This window comes from Sphingopyxis sp., assembly GCF_016793825.1.
GTDB lineage: Bacteria > Pseudomonadota > Alphaproteobacteria > Sphingomonadales > Sphingomonadaceae > Sphingopyxis.
In genome coordinates, this window is the sequence record NZ_JAEULM010000033.1 from 18714 (window position 1) to 34453 (window position 15740).

Genomic DNA, 15740 nt, shown 5'->3' on the forward strand with positions numbered 1-15740 from the left:
CGTTGAGTACGGACGCGCGGAATCGACGCAGTTTCCGCACGCCATGCTCATATAGTGAACGCGGGCGCGCCGTAAAGGCTGCCCGTTGCACAAAGATGACGCTTTCGCTGCCCCTGTGGCGGTTATGCCACTACCATTTGGTCGGTGCGGGGTCGATCACGCGGAACCCGCCCGCGCCGATTTCGCTGACCTCCAGCGCGCGGATCGCGATACCGCGATTGTTGAAACGAAAGATCCCGTCGATCCCCCCAAAGCCGTCCTCGGCGAGCAGGCGGGTGGTCGGAAAGCTGGTTCCCGGTTTCCAGTCACGCGCAATGCGCACCGTCAGCAGCACCGAGTCATAACCCAGGCTGGCAAGCCGGTACGGCGACTTCCCAAAACGCGCGCGATATTTCCCGGCGAGTTGCCCATAAAGGCCATCCGAAACGCTCGCGAACCACGACCCGCGCATCGCGGCATTGCCGCCCAGCGTCGCGTCGGTGTTCCAGAGTTCGGTGCCAAGGATCTGCTTGCCCCCCGCGCCCTTGAGCACGGGCACGGCGCGGATCGCGTTTCCGCCCGAATCCGCGATGAGGACGGCATCGATCGCGCCCGCGTTGGCGAGCCGGCGGGCGGCGCCAGTGAGCGCTGTCGCGCTGCGATCATAGCTTTCGACCGCGACGAGCGTCCCGCCGGCCGCCGTCACAGCGGCACGGAATGCCGCGGTCGAACGGTCGCCATAAACGGTCTTGGGTACGAGCGCGCCAAAGCGCTGATGCCCCTTGGTGCGGGCATAGGCGACGACGCGCTCGACCGACTGGCCGGGAACGAAGCCCATGATGAAGACGCCGTTGCCCGCCACGCTGCTGTCGTTCGAAAAGCTGAGCACGGGGACCTTTGCGTCCCGCGCGATCGGCGCGACCGCGGCGACATCCTCGCTGAGCAGCGGGCCCAGGATCAGCTTGTTGCCGTCGGCAACCGCCTGCCGCGCCGCGGCCGCGGCGCCAAGGGCGGTGTCATAAGTGGTGATGCGCACCTTTTCCGTCCGCGAGTCGAGCAGCGCGATCGTCGTGGCATTGGCGATTGCCGTACCGACGTCGGCATTCGGGCCTGTTTGCGGAACCAGCAGCGCGACGCGGTGACGATCGGTGTCGGTCGGAAGCCCGGGACCGACATTGTCGGTCGGCGTCTCGGGCGGCGGCGGCGTCGCCGGACCATTGGCTTTCGGGACCATCTGGCAAGCCGCGAGCAGCCCCCCGAGAGCCAGCGTGGCCATTCCGCGCAGCATTCGGCGGCGCGACGACGCATTCACTTGGCGCTCGGCGGAAGTTTCTGCCATTTTCGGCTCCATGCCGGATTCGATCATCACACATTCTCCCTTGCCCGGTCTCTATATCGTTGCGACGCCCATCGGCAACCTTGGCGACATCACCGCGAGAGCGGCCGCGACGCTTGCCGCCGCCGACGTGATCGCGGCAGAGGACACGCGCGTGACCGCGAAGCTGCTGTCGCATCTGGGTTTGCGTATTCCGATGACCCCCTATCACGATCATAGCGACGAACGCACCCGTGGCGCTCTGGTTGCGCGAATGGCGGACGAAGTCGTCGTTTTGGTCTCCGATGCCGGAACGCCCCTGATCTCGGACCCCGGTTACAAGCTGGTGCGCGACGCCCGCTCCGCCGGACGGCATGTGACCACCCTGCCCGGCCCCTGTGCTGCGATCGCCGCGATCACGCTGTCGGGATTGCCGAGCGACCGCTTTCTTTTCGCGGGGTTCCTGCCATCGAAGGCCAAGGCGCGCGCCGACACGATTGCGGAATTCGCGGCGCTGCGCGCGACGCTGGTCTTTTACGAAAGCGGACCGCGGCTCGCCGCAGCGCTGGGCGCGCTGGCGGAAGGACTTGGAAATCGGGACGCGGCGGTCGCGCGTGAGATCAGCAAACTCTACGAACAGTGCGTGACCGGCACGCTGACCGAACTCGCCGCCCACTACGCCGACGCCCCGCCAAAGGGCGAGATCGTGATCATCGTCGGCCCGCCGGGCGAAGAGGTGCCCGAGGAAGCCGACGACGCGAGCATCGATGCCGCCCTTCGCATGGCGATGGCCGACCATACGGTTGCGCAAGCGGCCAAGGCGGTGGCGAAACGCTATGGGCTCGATCGCCATGCGATCTATGCCCGCGCCTTGTCCCTGAAGGATGCCGGTTGAACCGCGCCGCCGCCGAAGCTCGCGGTCGCAAGGCGGAGCGGCGCGCCGCGTGGTGGCTCCGCCTCCATGGCTGGCGAATCCTCGGCCAGCGGCTGCGTGTTCCCGTCGGCGAGGTCGATCTGGTCGCGCGGCGCGGGCGCACGCTCGCCTTCATCGAAGTGAAATGGCGCGAAAGGGCGGCCGACCTCGATTTTTCCATCGACGGGCATCGGCTGCGCCGCGTGGCGGCAGCGGCGGAAATGCTGGCGCCGCGCTTTGCGAAGCCCACCGACGATATCCGGATCGACGTGATGCTCCTTGCGCCGAAGCGATTGCCTCGCCATCTGGTCCACGTCTGGCAGCCTTAGGCTGCCTCAATGACGCCCTTGTCCGTCATCCCGGTAGAGGCCGGGATGTCGAATCGGGTTGGGTGGCGCGGATTTCGGCGCGCGCTTTAGGGAGAGCAAGAATGACGCTTCGCGCAGCCGTGCAGATGGACCCGATGGACGGCGTCAACATCAATGGCGACAGCAGCTTCCATCTGATCCTGAAAGCGCTCGATCGCGGATATGAGATCTATCATTACGACGTTCGCGGCCTGACCTGGGAAGCCGGGCGCCTGACCACGAAAGCGCATCGCATCATCGAGGCGAAGCGCGAAGCCGGCGCGCATTACCGGTTCGGCGAGCAGGTGATGCTCGACCTCGGCCGCGATATCGATGTCGTGCTGATGCGGCAGGATCCGCCCTTCGACCTTGGCTATCTGACCGGAACCTGGCTGCTCGAACGGATCGCGCACGAAACCTTGGTCGTCAACGACCCCGCCTCGGTCCGCAACGCGCCCGAAAAGGTGTTCGTCCTCGATTTTCCCGAATTCATGCCGCCGACGATGGTGACGCGCGATCTCGACGCCGTGAAGGATTTTCAGGCGCGTCACGGCGCGGTCGTCATCAAGCCGCTGCACGGCAACGGCGGCAAGGCGGTGTTCCGCATCGATGCGGACGGCAGCAACCTTGGCGCGCTGGTCGAACTGTTCGGCCAGGTCTGGCCCGAACCCTTCATGGTTCAGCAATTCCTGCCCAGCGTTTCGCAGGGCGACAAGCGTATCGTCCTCATCGACGGTGTCTTCGCCGGCGCGATCAACCGCAAGCCCGGCGAAGGCGAATTCCGGTCGAATCTCGCCGTCGGCGGCTATGCCGAAGCCGCCGAACTGACCCCGCGTGAGCAGGAGATTTGCGACGCGCTGGGCCCGCAGCTTCGCGAGCGCGGCCTGTTGTTCGTCGGAATCGACGTGATCGGCGGCGAATGGCTGACCGAAATCAACGTGACCTCGCCCACCGGGATCGTCGCGATCGACCGGTTCAACGGCAGCGATACGGCGGCCATGATCTGGGACGCGATCGCCGGACGGATCGGCTGACCCGGCAGCCGCGTTCCTGTTCCATGACCGACGTCATTCTCGACCTGATCCAGAGCTGGGGCTATCTCGGCATCTTCGTGCTGATGTTGCTCGAGAATATCTTTCCGCCAATTCCCTCCGAAGTGATCATGGGGCTTGGCGGAATCGCGGTCGCGCAGGGACGTTTCGATTTCTGGACGTTGATCGCGGTTGCCGTGGCGGGGACGACCGCCGGCAACTGGGTATGGTACGCGATCGGACGATGGATCGGCTATGAAAGGCTCAAGCCCTTCATCGACCGGCACGGCCGCTGGCTGACGATGGACTGGGCCGAGGTTGAGCGGCTGCACGCCTTTTTCGTGAAATATGGCCCCGCAATCGTCTTTGTCGCGCGCTTCATGCCGGTGGCGCGGACGATGGTGTCGCTGCCCGCCGGAATGGTGCGGATGAACCAGGCGAAATTCCTGCTGTGGACCGCCGCCGGATCGACGATCTGGATCGCGGCGCTGGCGGGTGCCGGAAGCTGGTTCGGCAGCCGCTTCGCCAACCTCGACGCCTTCGTCGGGCCGGTGGCGCTGGTGGCGATCGGGTCGCTGGTGCTGATCTATATCTGGCGGATCTTCACCTGGAAGCCGAGGGCCTAGGGTCAGGATCCTATGCCCGCGGGTGCGCGCTGCGATAAATGTCCAGCAGGTGCGCAGCGTCGACCGCGGTATAGATTTGCGTCGAAGCAAGGCTTGCGTGCCCCAGCAGTTCCTGCAGGCTGCGCAAATCGGCCCCGCCCGCCAGCAAGTGCGTCGCAAAGCTGTGGCGTAGCGCGTGCGGCGTCGTCCGTTCGGGCAGGCCAAGGGCGCGCCGCGCCGATCGGACACTGGCTCGCACGACACCGGGTTGAAGCGGTCCGCCGCGTGCTCCGAGGAACAGTGGCGTTTCCCGATCGATGGGCCATGGGCTGACGGCGACATAGCGCGCGACCGCCTCCGCAACCGCCGGCAGGATCGGCACGATGCGGGTCTTGTTCCGCTTGCCCGTGACGCGCAGCGTGTCGCCGAGCGGCAGCGCCGCGCCCGTAAGGCCCAACGCTTCGCCGATCCGCAGTCCCGCGCCATACAGCAGCAGCAGCAGGGCAAAGTCGCGCGCGCCGACCCAGCCCTCGCGGGCATTGTCCTCGACATCCTGCGCGAGCTGGAGCGCTTCGGCGGGCGCGATGGGACGCGGAAGGCCCTTTTTCACGCGCGGCCCGCGCATTTGTGGCACGCTGGCGTTCGATCCGCCGACGAAGCGCAGGAACGTGCGCAGAGCGGACAGCTCGCGCGCCGCCGACGCATTGCCCAGCCCCTCTGCGCGGCGGTCGGCCAGATAGGAGCGTAAATCGTTCGGGGTCAGCGATCCGAGCAGGCGCGCATCGACCGCACCGCCGCGATGGTGCGACAGGAAGGCGCAAAAGCGCTCCGCCGTCGCGATATAGGCGCGGCGCGTATGCTCCGACCGGCGCTTTTCATGCGCCAGATGGGCATCCCAGTCGCGGATCAGATCGCGCGCCAAAGCATCTCCTTAAGAATGAGCCCGCCAAGCCTAGTTGGTTTTGACTACCTCGGAAAGGATACTGTCGAGCAGCAATATCCCGTCGTCGGTCACGGTGAGCCGGCTCTCGTCCTGCCTCAACAGCCCCTGCCCCTCCAGCCGCGCGACTGCAGCCGCATCGACGAACGCCGCACGCGCCAGACCGCTGCGCCCCTCGATCCGCGCCAGGTCGACTCCCTCGGTCAGGCGCAATCCCATCAGCATCGCCTCGGTCGCGCGTTCATGCGATGGCAGATCGGCCTCCACCTTCAGTCCATGACCGTTTCGTGCAATCGCCGAGAGAAAATTCTCGGGCTTCTTGTGCCGCTCGGTCGCCTGCATCAGCCGACGCCCATGTGCGCCGGGGCCAACGCCGGCATAGTCGCCATAGCGCCAATAAGTCAGATTGTGCCGGCTCTCGTCGCCGGGCCGCGCATGGTTCGACACTTCATAGCGCGGCAGGCCCGCGGCGCGGGTGATCGCCTGTGTCGCGTCGAACAGGTCGGCGGCGGTGTCGCCGTCGGGGATGACGAGGTCGCCCTTCGCCGCGAGCGTCGCGAAGCGTGTGCCCGGCTCGATGGTGAGCTGGTAAAGCGACAGATGCCCGGTGCCGAACGCCAGCGCTTCGCCCAATTCCGCTTCCCACGCGGCGAGGGATTGGCCCGGCCGGGCATAGATCAGGTCGAAACTGACGCGCGCGAAATGGGCCTGGGCCGCGGCAATGGCGCGGCGCGCCTCGTCGCCACTATGCGCACGGCCGAGGAAGCGCAGGATTTGCGGGTCAAAGCTCTGGACGCCGATCGAGACGCGATTGACCCCCGCGGCGGCCAGCGCGGCGAAGTTCGCGACCTCGACCGAATTGGGGTTCGCCTCCAGCGTGATCTCGCAATCGCTCGCGAGGCCCCATGCGTCATCTGCCGCCGCGATCACGGCCGCAACGGTTTCGGGCGGCATCAGGCTGGGCGTGCCGCCGCCGAAGAAGATCGACGAGACCGGACGATCGGGAAGAAGCGCGGCCTCATGCGACAGATCGCCGAGCAGCGCGGCGCGCCACGCATCCTGATCGACGCTCTCGCGGACATGGCTGTTGAAGTCGCAATAGGGGCATTTGCTGACGCAAAACGGCCAATGGACATAGAGGGCGAGCGGTTCGACCATGCGGGGCGATATAGGTACTTTTCAGCGATTGTCTGCATGGCTAGAATCGCATCGGAGACCTGCCATGGACATCGCCAATCAGGATTTCATCCAGTTGGTCAAACGCACGCGCGAGAAATTCGGCGTGAACATCGACGATGCGCACGACCTTATCTTCGCCGATGAAGAAATGCGCCGGTTGATCGCCCGCCGTATCAACCATGATCCCGAGTGTCGGAAACAGGCGCTGCGCGACATGCGTGACAAAGGAGACAACTCGCGCTTTGTCGAGATCGAAGGCAAGATCAGGTTCCGCGCCTGACGCTTCGGTAGCTTAAAACGCGCCCGCCACCAACTTGGCAAACGCATCGGCCCGATGGCTGATCGCATGCTTTTCCGCGGGATCGATCTCTGCATAAGTCAGTATGTTACCGACCGGAACAAACACCGGATCATAACCAAAACCCAGCGCGCCGCGCGGTGGCCAGGTCAGGCGCCCCTCTGCTCGCCCCTCGAACAGCTCGGCATGGCCATCGGGCCACGCGAGCGCAAGGGTGCAAACAAAGCGTGCGCTGCGGTCGACGTCCGGCCCCTGTTCGGCGAGCAAGCCTTCGACCTTGCCCATCGCCATATACCAGTCGCGGCCATTCGCGCCCTCGAACCATTGCCGTTCGGCCCAGTCGGCGGTGTAGACGCCGGGACGACCACCCAGCGCCGCCACCTCCAGCCCGCTGTCATCGGCGAGCGCGGGCAGACCCGCCGCCGACGCGCTCGCATGAGCCTTCAGCAACGCATTCTCCGCGAAGGTCGTCCCCGTTTCCTCGGGCTCGGGAAACCCCAGGTCGCCCGCCGATATGGGCTCAATGCCATAGGGTTCGAGCAGCGCGCGGATTTCGCGCACCTTGCCCGCATTGTGGCTCGCGATGACCAGCTTGCCCGGGGTCAGTTTGCGGGTCATTCGAAGATCCCTTCTTCGTCATGCCGGACATGATCCGACATCCATTCCAGCATTGGCGTCATGGACCCCGGATCATGTCCGGGGTGACGAGCGATATTCAGCGGCCCACCGCCTTTGCCTGCGCGGCGAAGATGTCGGTGCAGCCGATGCGCGCGAGGCGCAGCAGGCGCAGCAGGCCTTCCTCGTCATAAGTCGCGCCCTCGGCGCTGGCCTGCACCTCGACGATCCGGCCCTTGCCGGTCAGGACGAAATTCCCGTCGGCCTCGGCCACCGAATCCTCGTCATAGTCGAGATCCAGCACCGGCGTTCCCTTGTAGATGCCGCACGAGATGGCGGCGACGCTGTCCTCGATCGGGTCGGCGGCGATCAGCTTCGCTTCGAGCAGCTTGTCGACCGCGAGGCGCATCGCGACCCATGCGCCGGAAATCGACGCGGTGCGCGTGCCGCCGTCGGCCTGGATGACGTCGCAATCGATCAGGATCTGGCGCTCACCAAGCTTCGCCATATCGACGACAGCGCGCAAGGATCGACCGATAAGCCGCTGGATTTCCTGCGTACGTCCCGACTGCTTGCCCTTTGCCGCCTCGCGGCTGCCGCGCGTGTGGGTGGCACGGGGGAGCATCCCATATTCGGCGGTGACCCAGCCCTGCCCCTTGCCGCGCAGGAAGGGCGGCACCTTCTCTTCGACGCTCGCGGTCACCAGCACCTTGGTGTTGCCGAAGGAGACGAGGACGCTGCCCTCGGCATGGATAGTGAAGTTGGTTTCGATGGTGATGGAGCGCATCTGGTCGGGCGCGCGGCCGGAAGGGCGCATGGATGTTCCTTTCGATTGACGATGGCGCCGCCCTTAGGCCGCCGTCGTCAATCGCTCAACCGCATCTTGAAGAAATCGAGGATTTCATCGCGCGCCGCGCGCGTCGGCTGGCCTTCCTCGTCGATCAGGTGGAGCGTGACGACGCTGTGCGGATTCTTCATCGGACTGTCGGGATTGGCATGTTCGTCGGCAAGCACCCGGCCCTGAAAACGGTCGCCGAGCGCGGCTTCATAGGCGGCAAAGCGCGCGGCCTTGCAGAATTTGTCGCCTTCGAAGCGATAGGCGAGCACGGTCAGATCCTCGGCATCCATACGGGCCTTGACCGCGGCGAGCTCATCAGGGGCGATATGCATCCCCGCCGGATCGTTGATCGGCAGCGACGGCTGCGACAGAACCGGCGCCAGCACAGCGGGCTCCAGCATCATCGACAGCGCGAAATTGCCCGTGAAGCACATGCCGATCGCCCCGACGCCCTTGCCGCCGCATTCCTGATGCGCCAGCGCCGCAAGCGCGCGCAGCCACTGGACCGCCGGCGAGCTTTCATTCGCCTGAAAGGCGCGGAACTGGCGGCTGATGCACCCGCCGATCATCGTGAACAGCGCGCCCGGCATCCGCGGCACCGCGCCATCCTTGCCAAAGATATGCGGCATATAGACGGTGAATCCGGCATCGCGGACCCAACGCGCGAAGCGCGCGACGTGCGGGCTGATGCCCGGCATTTCGGTCATCACGATCACCGCGGGGCCGCTGCCGATCACATAAACGAGCCGGTCGTGGCCGAGCAGCGAGATGGTGCGGCGTTCGAAGTCGTCGAGCGGGTCGTCGCGGTTCAGCGGTCGGTCGGTCATGGCTCTCTCCCCTGCGCAGAAGGCTAACGCGACTTGAATGCGCTGGCCAGCAAAGCTTGCCCCTTTCCCTCGCCGTCCCTAAATCCCTTCTCATGATGACGCCGCCGATCACCGAATTGACGACGCGCGCCCGCGACGTGTTCCGGCTGGTCGTCGATGCCTATCTGGAAACCGGACAGCCGGTCGGATCGCGCACCCTGTCAAAACTGGCGACGCTGAACCTTTCCCCCGCGTCGATCCGCAACGTGATGCAGGATCTGGAGGAATTTGGCCTGCTCGCCAGCCCGCACACCAGCGCGGGGCGCCTGCCCACCGAACAGGGGCTGCGATTGTTCGTCGACGGCATGATGCAGGTCGCCGAACCGTCGGCCGAGGATCGCGCCCAGATCGAGGCGAGCCTTGCCGAAGGCGGCCCGATCGAAAGCGCGCTCGCACAGGCGACGGCTGCGCTTTCGGGGCTTTCGGCATGCGCCGGCCTGGTCCTGGTCCCCAAGCATGAGCGGGTTCTGCGGCAGGTCGCATTCGTGCCGATGTCGGGCACGCAAGCGCTCGTCGTCCTTGTCGCCGGCGATGGAACGGTCGAAAATCGCATCATCGACGTGCCCGCGGGGCTCAACCCCTCGGCGCTGATCGAGGCCGGCAACTATATCTCGTCGATGCTCGGCGGCCTGACGCTCGGTGAAGCGATGGCCCGCGTGCGCCGCGAAATCGAGGCCGAACGGATCGCGATCGATCGCGCCGCCGCCGACGTCGTGTCGCGCGGACTGGCGATCTGGTCGTCCGACGGCAGCGACCGCCCCGTGCTGATCGTCCGCGGGCAGGCGAACCTGCTGGACGAAAATGCCGTCGGCGACCTCGACCGCGTCCGCCAGCTTCTCGACGAGCTTGAAACCAAGCAGGAAATTGCCGGGCTGCTCGACAGCGCGCGCGACGGCGCCGCCACACGAATTTTCATCGGGTCGGAGAATAAATTATTCTCGCTTTCGGGTTCGTCCGTGATAGCGGCGCCCTATCGCGGATCGGACGGGCGCGTGGTCGGTGTCGTTGGCGTCATCGGCCCCACGCGCTTGAACTACGCCCGGATCGTACCCATGGTAGACTTCACCGCACAATCGCTCTCTAGACTGATACGATAGGTTTATGACGAACATCGAAAACGACACGCCCGTCGACGACGGCGCCACCGAAGAAGCTGAAACCGCGACCCCGGCGGCAGAACCGCAGGACGACGCCGCGCGTTTCGCCGAACAGCTTGCCGCACTTCAGCAGGACCTGCTCTACGCGCGCGCCGAGACGCAGAACGTCACACGCCGCAAGGACAAGGAAATCGCGGATGCGCACGCCTATGCATCGACCAAATTCGCGCGCGATATCCTGTCCGTCGCCGACAACCTTGGCCGCGCGCTGGCCACGCTGACCGCCGAACAGCGCGAAGATGCCGCGATCAAGCCGCTGATCACGGGGCTCGAGGCGACCGAGCGCGAGTTGCTCAGCGTGTTCGAACGCAACGGCATCACCCGTATCGCCGCGATCGGTCTGCCGCTCGATCCGAACCAGCATCAGGCGATGCTCGAAATCCCGAGCGACAAGGAATCCGGGACGATCGTGCAGGAAATGCAGGCCGGCTACATGATGAAGGACCGCCTGCTGCGCCCCGCGATGGTCGGGGTCGCAAAAAAGGCGGACTGAGGCCGGCTTACGCAACGGTGGTCATGCCGGACATGATCCGGCATACATTGCTGCAGCGCGATACGGGCCCCGGATCAAGTCCGGGGTGACGAATTTGTCCGGAATCAGGCGGCTTTGCGCATCTTCGCAAGCTTCTTCAGCACCATTTCGCGCTTCAGTCGCGACAGATGGTCGATGAAGAGGATGCCTTCCAGATGGTCGTGCTCGTGCTGGATGCAGGTCGCCATCAGGCCGGTCATGCGTTCGCGGTGCTTGTTGCCGTCCTCGTCCTGCCAGTCGACGGTGACCTCGGCGGGGCGCGTCACCTCGGCATATTGTTCGGGGACCGACAGACAGCCCTCCTGATAGACGCTATGCTCCTCGCTCTCGTCGGAGAAGACGGGATTGATGAACGCCCGCGGATCGCGGATCACCTTCTTGCCCTCTTCGTCCTCGGGATCGGGTTCCTGCAGGTCGATGACGAGGATGCGCTTCGCCACCCCGACCTGGATCGCGGCAAGTCCGATGCCGGGGGCGTCGTACATCGTCTCGAACATATCGGCGACCAGCGTCTTCAGCTCGGCGTCGAAGGTCTCGACGGGCTTCGAAATGACGCGCAGCCGCGGATCGGGGGTCTCTATGATGGGTAGGATGGCCATGGGTGCGAGGTATGATCGCGGGGGCGCGGGGTCAAGGGGCTGCGCGTTTCTCGCAATCGAGATAGAGTTCTTCGCGCTCGGTTGCGAAAGCGCCGCGCAAACAGCGCGGTTCAGAGCACGCTCCGCCTGCCAAATCATCATAGCTCTTTGGCCTGACACGGCCGGCGATGACTGATCGGCCGTCCGCACGCTCAAGCTTGAACTCGATCATGCGCTTGTCGAAATTTTCGAGCCGTTCCATGCGATTCTCGCGCTTTGCCGCAGCGACTTCATCCGCTGTAAAATCGGCATGCGGACATATGTTCGCCGCCAATTTTCAAGATTCCTTACGCAGCGATGCCTTGAAAGCCGCTTTTCGAGTTTGGCGATTTCAGCATCCGTCGGATGAAAGTCGGTCGAAGAAGAGCAAGCTGACAGCCCCAAGGATAAAACAAAAAGAATGGCAGTTGTCGGATACTTCATCGTCATCCCACCGGCCGCCGTGCCCTGAGCGCCTGCGCCAGCGTTCCCTCGTCGAGGTAATCGAGCTCGCCGCCAACCGGCAGACCGTGCGCGAGTTGCGTCAGACGCACCGGATAGCCCTCCAGCCGCTCGGCAAGATAATGGGCGGTCGTCTGCCCCTCCAGCGTCGCGTTCATCGCCAGCACGACCTCGTCGATGCCTCCTGCCGCGACGCGCGCTACCAGCCCGTCGATGCTGAGATCCTGCGGACGCACGCCTTCCAGCGCCGACAGTCGTCCACCCAGCACATGATATTTGCCGGGGAACAGACGCGACTTGTCGAGCGCCCACAGGTCGGACACCTCCTCGACGACACACAGGCTGCGCGCATCGCGGCGCGGATCGGCGCAGATCGCGCACGGGTCCTGCGTATCGACATTGCCGCAGATGCCGCAGGTCACCAGCCGTTCGGACACCGTCTGGAGCGCCGCGAGCAGCGGCGCGAAGCTGCTCTCGCGCTTCTTCATCAGGTGCAGCACCGCGCGCCGCGCCGAACGCGGGCCGAGCCCCGGCAGGCGGGCGAGTTGCTGGACGAGCGCTTCAATCTCTTGCGATGCCATGACGGATCGTCTTAAGCGGCGCGCAAGAAATGACAATGCGCATCGCCTTTATGGGAACGCCGCCCTTTGCGGTACCGACGCTCGCGGCGCTCCACGCGGCCGGACATGCCATCGTGGCCGTCTATACCCAGCCCCCGCGCCCGGCGCAGCGCGGGAAGAAAGTGCAGCAGAGCGCGGTACACACCTGGGCCGAGGAATATGGCCTGCCCGTACGCACACCGAAAAGCCTCAAGACCGAAGAGGCGCAGGCGGAGTTCGCCGCGCTCGACCTCGATATCGCGGTGGTCGCGGCCTATGGCCTGATCCTGCCGCAGGCGATCCTCGACGCGCCGCGCGAAGGCTGCCTCAACGTCCATGGCTCGATCCTGCCGCGCTGGCGCGGTGCCGCGCCGGTACAACGCGCGATCCTGGCGGGCGATGTCGAGACCGGGGTGACGATCATGCAGATGGACGCGGGGCTCGACACCGGCGCGATGCGGCTGGTCGAAACCACGCCGATCGCGCGCAAGACAGCCGGCATGCTGACCGACGAACTGGCGGAAATGGGCGCGCTCATGATGGTAAAGACACTGAGCGACCTCCACGCCTTCGTGCCCGAAGCGCAGCCCGAAACCGGCGTTACCTATGCCGCAAAGATCGACAAGAGCGAGGCGCGGCTCGATTTCCTGACCAGCGCGATCCAGATAGAACGGCAGGTCCGGGCATTCAACCCGGTGCCGGGCGCCTTTTTCGAACTCGATGGCGAACGTTACAAGATTCTCGCGACCGAGGTCATGCATCCGGCCGGGACCGTCGCGGGCGCCGCACCGGGCGTCACGCTCGACGACGCGCTGACGATAGCCTGCAATCCCGGCGCGATCCGCGCGACGCGCATCCAGCGCGCGGGCAAGCCCGCGATGGACAGTGCCGAACTGCTGCGCGGCCGGACGATCCCGAAGGGCACGCGGCTCGCATGACGCGCTTCGCCCTTACCATCGAATTTGACGGCCGCCCCTATATGGGCTGGCAGCGGCAGGCGCACGGGCCAAGCGTCCAGCAGACGATCGAGGAAGCGATCCACCGCTTTACCGCCGAGGATGTTCAGGTGTTCAGCGCCGGACGCACCGACGCGGGCGTCCACGCCATCGCGATGCGTGCGCATGTCGACATCGCCAAGCCGCTGACCCCGTTCAAGCTGACCGAGGCGTTGAACGCACAGCTTCGCCCGGCGCCGATCGCCATCATCGCTTGCGAAATCGCTCCCGACGATTGGCACGCCCGCTTTGCCTGCACCGGACGATCCTATGAATATCGTATCGTCAACCGCCGCGCCCCGCTGACATGGGACAAGGGGCTGTCATGGCAGGTCGCGCGGCCGCTGGATGCCGCCGCGATGCATGACGCGGCGCAGCAACTGATCGGCCTTCACGATTTCACCACCTTCCGATCGGCGCATTGCCAGTCGCAAAGCCCGGTCAAGACGCTCGACAGACTATCGGTCAGTCGCCACGGCGACGAGCTGATCATCGAGGCTGCGGCGCGAAGCTTTCTCCACCACCAGGTCCGGTCGATGGTCGGCTGCCTTGCGCTGGTCGGTCATGGAAAATGGTCGGCGCGCGATCTGAAGGCGGCGCTCGACGCGGCGGATCGCAATGCGCTGGGACTGAATGCCCCACCCGACGGGCTCTATTTCGTCAGCGCCACATATCCCTGAATCAAAAAGGGCGGCCCTTGCGGACCACCCTTTTGATTGTTCCAGGGCCTCTTCTTACACCTTTTCGGCGTAGTAGAGCGGCGCATGCTCGTTGAGGATCTGGAGGATCTTCGCCTGCGCGGTCTTTTCGTCGCTTTCCTCCATCGCGCCCAGTTCGCGCGCGAGACGGCTCGACGCCGCTTCGAAGATCTGGCGCTCCGAATAGCTCTGTTCGGGCTGGTCGTCGGCGCGGAACAGGTCGCGCGTCACTTCGGCGATCGACACGAGGTCGCCCGAATTGATCTTCGCTTCATATTCCTGTGCGCGGCGCGACCACATGGTGCGCTTCACCTTCGGCTTGGTGGTCAGGACCTGCAACGCTTCCTTCAGCGTCTTGTCCGACGACAGCTTGCGCATCCCGACGCCTTCGGCCTTGTTGGTCGGAACGCGGAGAGTCATCTTTTCCTTTTCGAAACGCAGAACATACAGTTCTAGCTGCATTCCGGCGATTTCGGATTTCTGCAATTCGATGACGCGCCCCACGCCATGCTTCGGATACACCACATAATCACCAACTTCGAACAAGAGCGTGCTTGCAGACATGCGACTTCCTTTTCTTGTACCTTGTCGATGGACGGGAAAGCGCAAATGCCGGTGTATCCTGCCCTCATGAAGGGGGATCGGGGCGGTCGGCGGCGCTAGCCAGTCAGAGTGACAAGGGATATGGCTCCACAGGAACGCCGCAAGAGACCCCCGGCCAAAGGCGGGACGAGGCAAACTGTCGGCGTGTTGATATTTATTATAACAGAGTCGCAACAAAATTGCCACCCCTGCGCGGAAATGCGTGGGTCGGTACCTTGACGGCCTGCCATGCCCGTTTCAGGTTGCAACGAAACCGCAAATGGGGATGTCGATATGCAGGATCAAGTCTGGTGGGTTACCGGGGCCTCTTCGGGGATTGGCGCGGCGCTGGCCCGCGCACTTGCAGCGCGCGGCGCGCGATTGATCCTGTCGGGGCGCAATGTCGCGGCGCTTGAGGCTGTCGCAAAGGATTGCGGGCCCGGCACGATGATCCTGCCGTTCGAGGCGACCGATTATGCCGCGCTGCCGTCGCTCGCCGAAGAGGCCTGGAACTGGTGCGGCCGGATCGACGGCCTCGTCAACAATGCCGGCATTTCGCAGCGCAGCCTCGCGATCGACACCGATTTTTCGGTGTACGAACGGATCGTCGCGGTCGACCTGCTGGCGCCGATCGCACTGACACAGCAGCTTTTGCCGCGCATGGTCGCGGCGGGCGGCGGACAAATCGTAGCGATTTCCAGCGTCGCGGGCATCGCGGGCGTGCCGCTGCGCAGCGCTTATTGTGCCGCGAAGCACGGGTTGATCGGCTATCACGACAGCGTGCGGGCCGAGAATGAGCATCTGGGACTGAAGGTCCTCGTCGTCGCTCCGGGATCGGTACAAACCAACGTCAGCCGCAACGCGCTGAACGCCGACGGCACCGTGCGCGGGGAAAGCGACAAGGCGATCGACAATGGTCTGTCGCCCGACGTCGCCGCGGCGCAGATACTGGACGCGGTCGCAAACGGCACGCGCGAGCTGGTGGTGGCGGAGGGTGTCGAGGCCGCCATCCCGGCGCTTCGCCGCGGCAACCCCGACGCGCTGTTCGATCAGATGAGCGCGATGGTCCAGGCAGGCTATGCCGCGCAGATGAAGGCGGCGTCGGCATCCTGAGCCGAAGGCGGCTTCTTCCTTCGCCCCGCAGGCAGCGGCCGATATGAAAAGCCCCGCCG

At 65.0% G+C, this 15740-nt stretch carries 20 protein-coding genes; 10 read left to right on the plus strand and 10 right to left on the minus strand.

Going from position 1 to position 15740, the window contains the following annotated elements; genetic code table 11:
- Positions 1-130: 130 nt before the first annotated feature.
- Positions 131-1318 (minus strand): penicillin-binding protein activator, encoded by a 1188-nt coding sequence (locus tag JNM03_RS09870; RefSeq protein WP_294036281.1) that lies wholly within the window; start codon positions 1316-1318, stop codon positions 131-133.
- 10 nt (positions 1319-1328) lie between these two features.
- Here JNM03_RS09870 and rsmI point away from each other — a divergent pair, with 10 nt between their 5' ends.
- The 4 genes from rsmI (at position 1329) to JNM03_RS09890 (ending at position 4211) form a co-directional block, all read left to right on the plus strand.
- Positions 1329-2189 (plus strand): 16S rRNA (cytidine(1402)-2'-O)-methyltransferase, encoded by an 861-nt coding sequence (rsmI, locus tag JNM03_RS09875; protein WP_294036282.1) that lies wholly within the window; start codon positions 1329-1331, stop codon positions 2187-2189.
- A complete protein-coding gene (locus JNM03_RS09880; RefSeq protein ID WP_294036283.1) occupies positions 2186-2536 on the plus strand; it encodes a YraN family protein in 351 nt (116 codons plus the stop codon). Before rsmI ends, JNM03_RS09880 begins: the two co-directional genes overlap by 4 nt.
- Before the next feature lie 101 nt (positions 2537-2637).
- Positions 2638-3588, plus strand: a complete 951-nt coding sequence (gene gshB, locus JNM03_RS09885; RefSeq protein WP_294036284.1) for a glutathione synthase — start codon at positions 2638-2640, stop codon at positions 3586-3588.
- Positions 3589-3611: 23 nt separating this feature from the next.
- Positions 3612-4211, plus strand: coding sequence for a DedA family protein (locus JNM03_RS09890; protein ID WP_294036285.1), 600 nt, complete (start codon positions 3612-3614; stop codon positions 4209-4211).
- A gap of 10 nt (positions 4212-4221) precedes the next feature.
- Here JNM03_RS09890 and JNM03_RS09895 read toward each other — a convergent pair whose 3' ends face one another.
- The gene (locus JNM03_RS09895) at positions 4222-5112 is read right to left on the minus strand and encodes a tyrosine recombinase XerC (protein ID WP_294036286.1); all 891 of its coding nucleotides are present in this window, start codon (positions 5110-5112) and stop codon (positions 4222-4224) included.
- Between the two features lie 30 nt (positions 5113-5142).
- Positions 5143-6288: a radical SAM family heme chaperone HemW gene (gene hemW, locus JNM03_RS09900; protein WP_294036287.1), complete on the minus strand. Its 1146-nt coding sequence runs from the start codon at positions 6286-6288 to the stop codon at positions 5143-5145.
- On the opposite strand from hemW, the gene JNM03_RS09905 reads away from it, so the two are divergent.
- Positions 6287-6589 (plus strand): hypothetical protein, encoded by a 303-nt coding sequence (locus JNM03_RS09905; protein WP_294036288.1) that lies wholly within the window; start codon positions 6287-6289, stop codon positions 6587-6589. The two genes, hemW and JNM03_RS09905, sit on opposite strands and share 2 nt — an antisense overlap.
- Before the next feature lie 12 nt (positions 6590-6601).
- Here the strand turns inward: JNM03_RS09905 and rdgB are convergent, their stop codons facing one another.
- From rdgB to JNM03_RS09920, 3 genes are all read right to left on the minus strand, one after another.
- A complete protein-coding gene (gene rdgB, locus JNM03_RS09910) occupies positions 6602-7225 on the minus strand; it encodes an RdgB/HAM1 family non-canonical purine NTP pyrophosphatase (protein WP_294036289.1) in 624 nt (207 codons plus the stop codon).
- Positions 7226-7322: 97 nt separating this feature from the next.
- Entirely contained in the window at positions 7323-8039 is a 717-nt protein-coding gene (gene rph, locus JNM03_RS09915) for a ribonuclease PH (RefSeq protein WP_294036290.1), read from the minus strand.
- Positions 8040-8086: 47 nt separating this feature from the next.
- Positions 8087-8887, minus strand: coding sequence for a dienelactone hydrolase family protein (locus JNM03_RS09920; protein WP_294036291.1), 801 nt, complete (start codon positions 8885-8887; stop codon positions 8087-8089).
- A 92-nt stretch (positions 8888-8979) separates the two neighbouring features.
- Between JNM03_RS09920 and hrcA the strand changes: the two genes are divergently transcribed.
- Positions 8980-10023 (plus strand): heat-inducible transcriptional repressor HrcA, encoded by a 1044-nt coding sequence (gene hrcA / locus JNM03_RS09925; RefSeq protein ID WP_294036292.1) that lies wholly within the window; start codon positions 8980-8982, stop codon positions 10021-10023.
- A gap of 4 nt (positions 10024-10027) precedes the next feature.
- Positions 10028-10576, plus strand: a complete 549-nt coding sequence (grpE, locus tag JNM03_RS09930) for a nucleotide exchange factor GrpE (protein WP_294036293.1) — start codon at positions 10028-10030, stop codon at positions 10574-10576.
- A gap of 104 nt (positions 10577-10680) precedes the next feature.
- Here the strand turns inward: grpE and def are convergent, their stop codons facing one another.
- The 3 genes from def to recR all read right to left on the minus strand — a co-directional run bounded on the left by def (position 10681) and on the right by recR (position 12275).
- Entirely contained in the window at positions 10681-11214 is a 534-nt protein-coding gene (def, locus tag JNM03_RS09935; protein WP_294036294.1) for a peptide deformylase, read from the minus strand.
- 31 nt (positions 11215-11245) lie between these two features.
- Positions 11246-11455: a hypothetical protein gene (locus JNM03_RS09940; RefSeq protein WP_294036295.1), complete on the minus strand. Its 210-nt coding sequence runs from the start codon at positions 11453-11455 to the stop codon at positions 11246-11248.
- A gap of 223 nt (positions 11456-11678) precedes the next feature.
- On the minus strand, positions 11679-12275 hold the full coding sequence (gene recR / locus JNM03_RS09945) for a recombination mediator RecR (RefSeq protein ID WP_294036296.1): 597 nt from the start codon (positions 12273-12275) through the stop codon (positions 11679-11681).
- A gap of 35 nt (positions 12276-12310) precedes the next feature.
- On the opposite strand from recR, the gene fmt reads away from it, so the two are divergent.
- Both fmt and truA read left to right on the plus strand, forming a co-directional pair.
- The gene (fmt, locus tag JNM03_RS09950) at positions 12311-13231 is read left to right on the plus strand and encodes a methionyl-tRNA formyltransferase (RefSeq protein WP_294036297.1); all 921 of its coding nucleotides are present in this window, start codon (positions 12311-12313) and stop codon (positions 13229-13231) included.
- Positions 13228-13968: a tRNA pseudouridine(38-40) synthase TruA gene (gene truA / locus JNM03_RS09955; RefSeq protein ID WP_294036298.1), complete on the plus strand. Its 741-nt coding sequence runs from the start codon at positions 13228-13230 to the stop codon at positions 13966-13968. Before fmt ends, truA begins: the two co-directional genes overlap by 4 nt.
- A gap of 54 nt (positions 13969-14022) precedes the next feature.
- On the opposite strand, the gene JNM03_RS09960 is transcribed toward truA, so the two are convergent.
- Complete coding sequence (locus JNM03_RS09960; protein ID WP_294036299.1) at positions 14023-14550, minus strand: CarD family transcriptional regulator; 528 nt, start codon at positions 14548-14550, stop codon at positions 14023-14025.
- A 312-nt stretch (positions 14551-14862) separates the two neighbouring features.
- Between JNM03_RS09960 and JNM03_RS09965 the strand changes: the two genes are divergently transcribed.
- Positions 14863-15681 carry an SDR family NAD(P)-dependent oxidoreductase gene (locus tag JNM03_RS09965; protein WP_294036300.1) on the plus strand — a complete coding sequence of 273 codons (819 nt, stop codon included), beginning with the start codon at positions 14863-14865 and terminating at the stop codon, positions 15679-15681.
- The last annotated feature ends 59 nt before the right edge of the window (positions 15682-15740 follow it).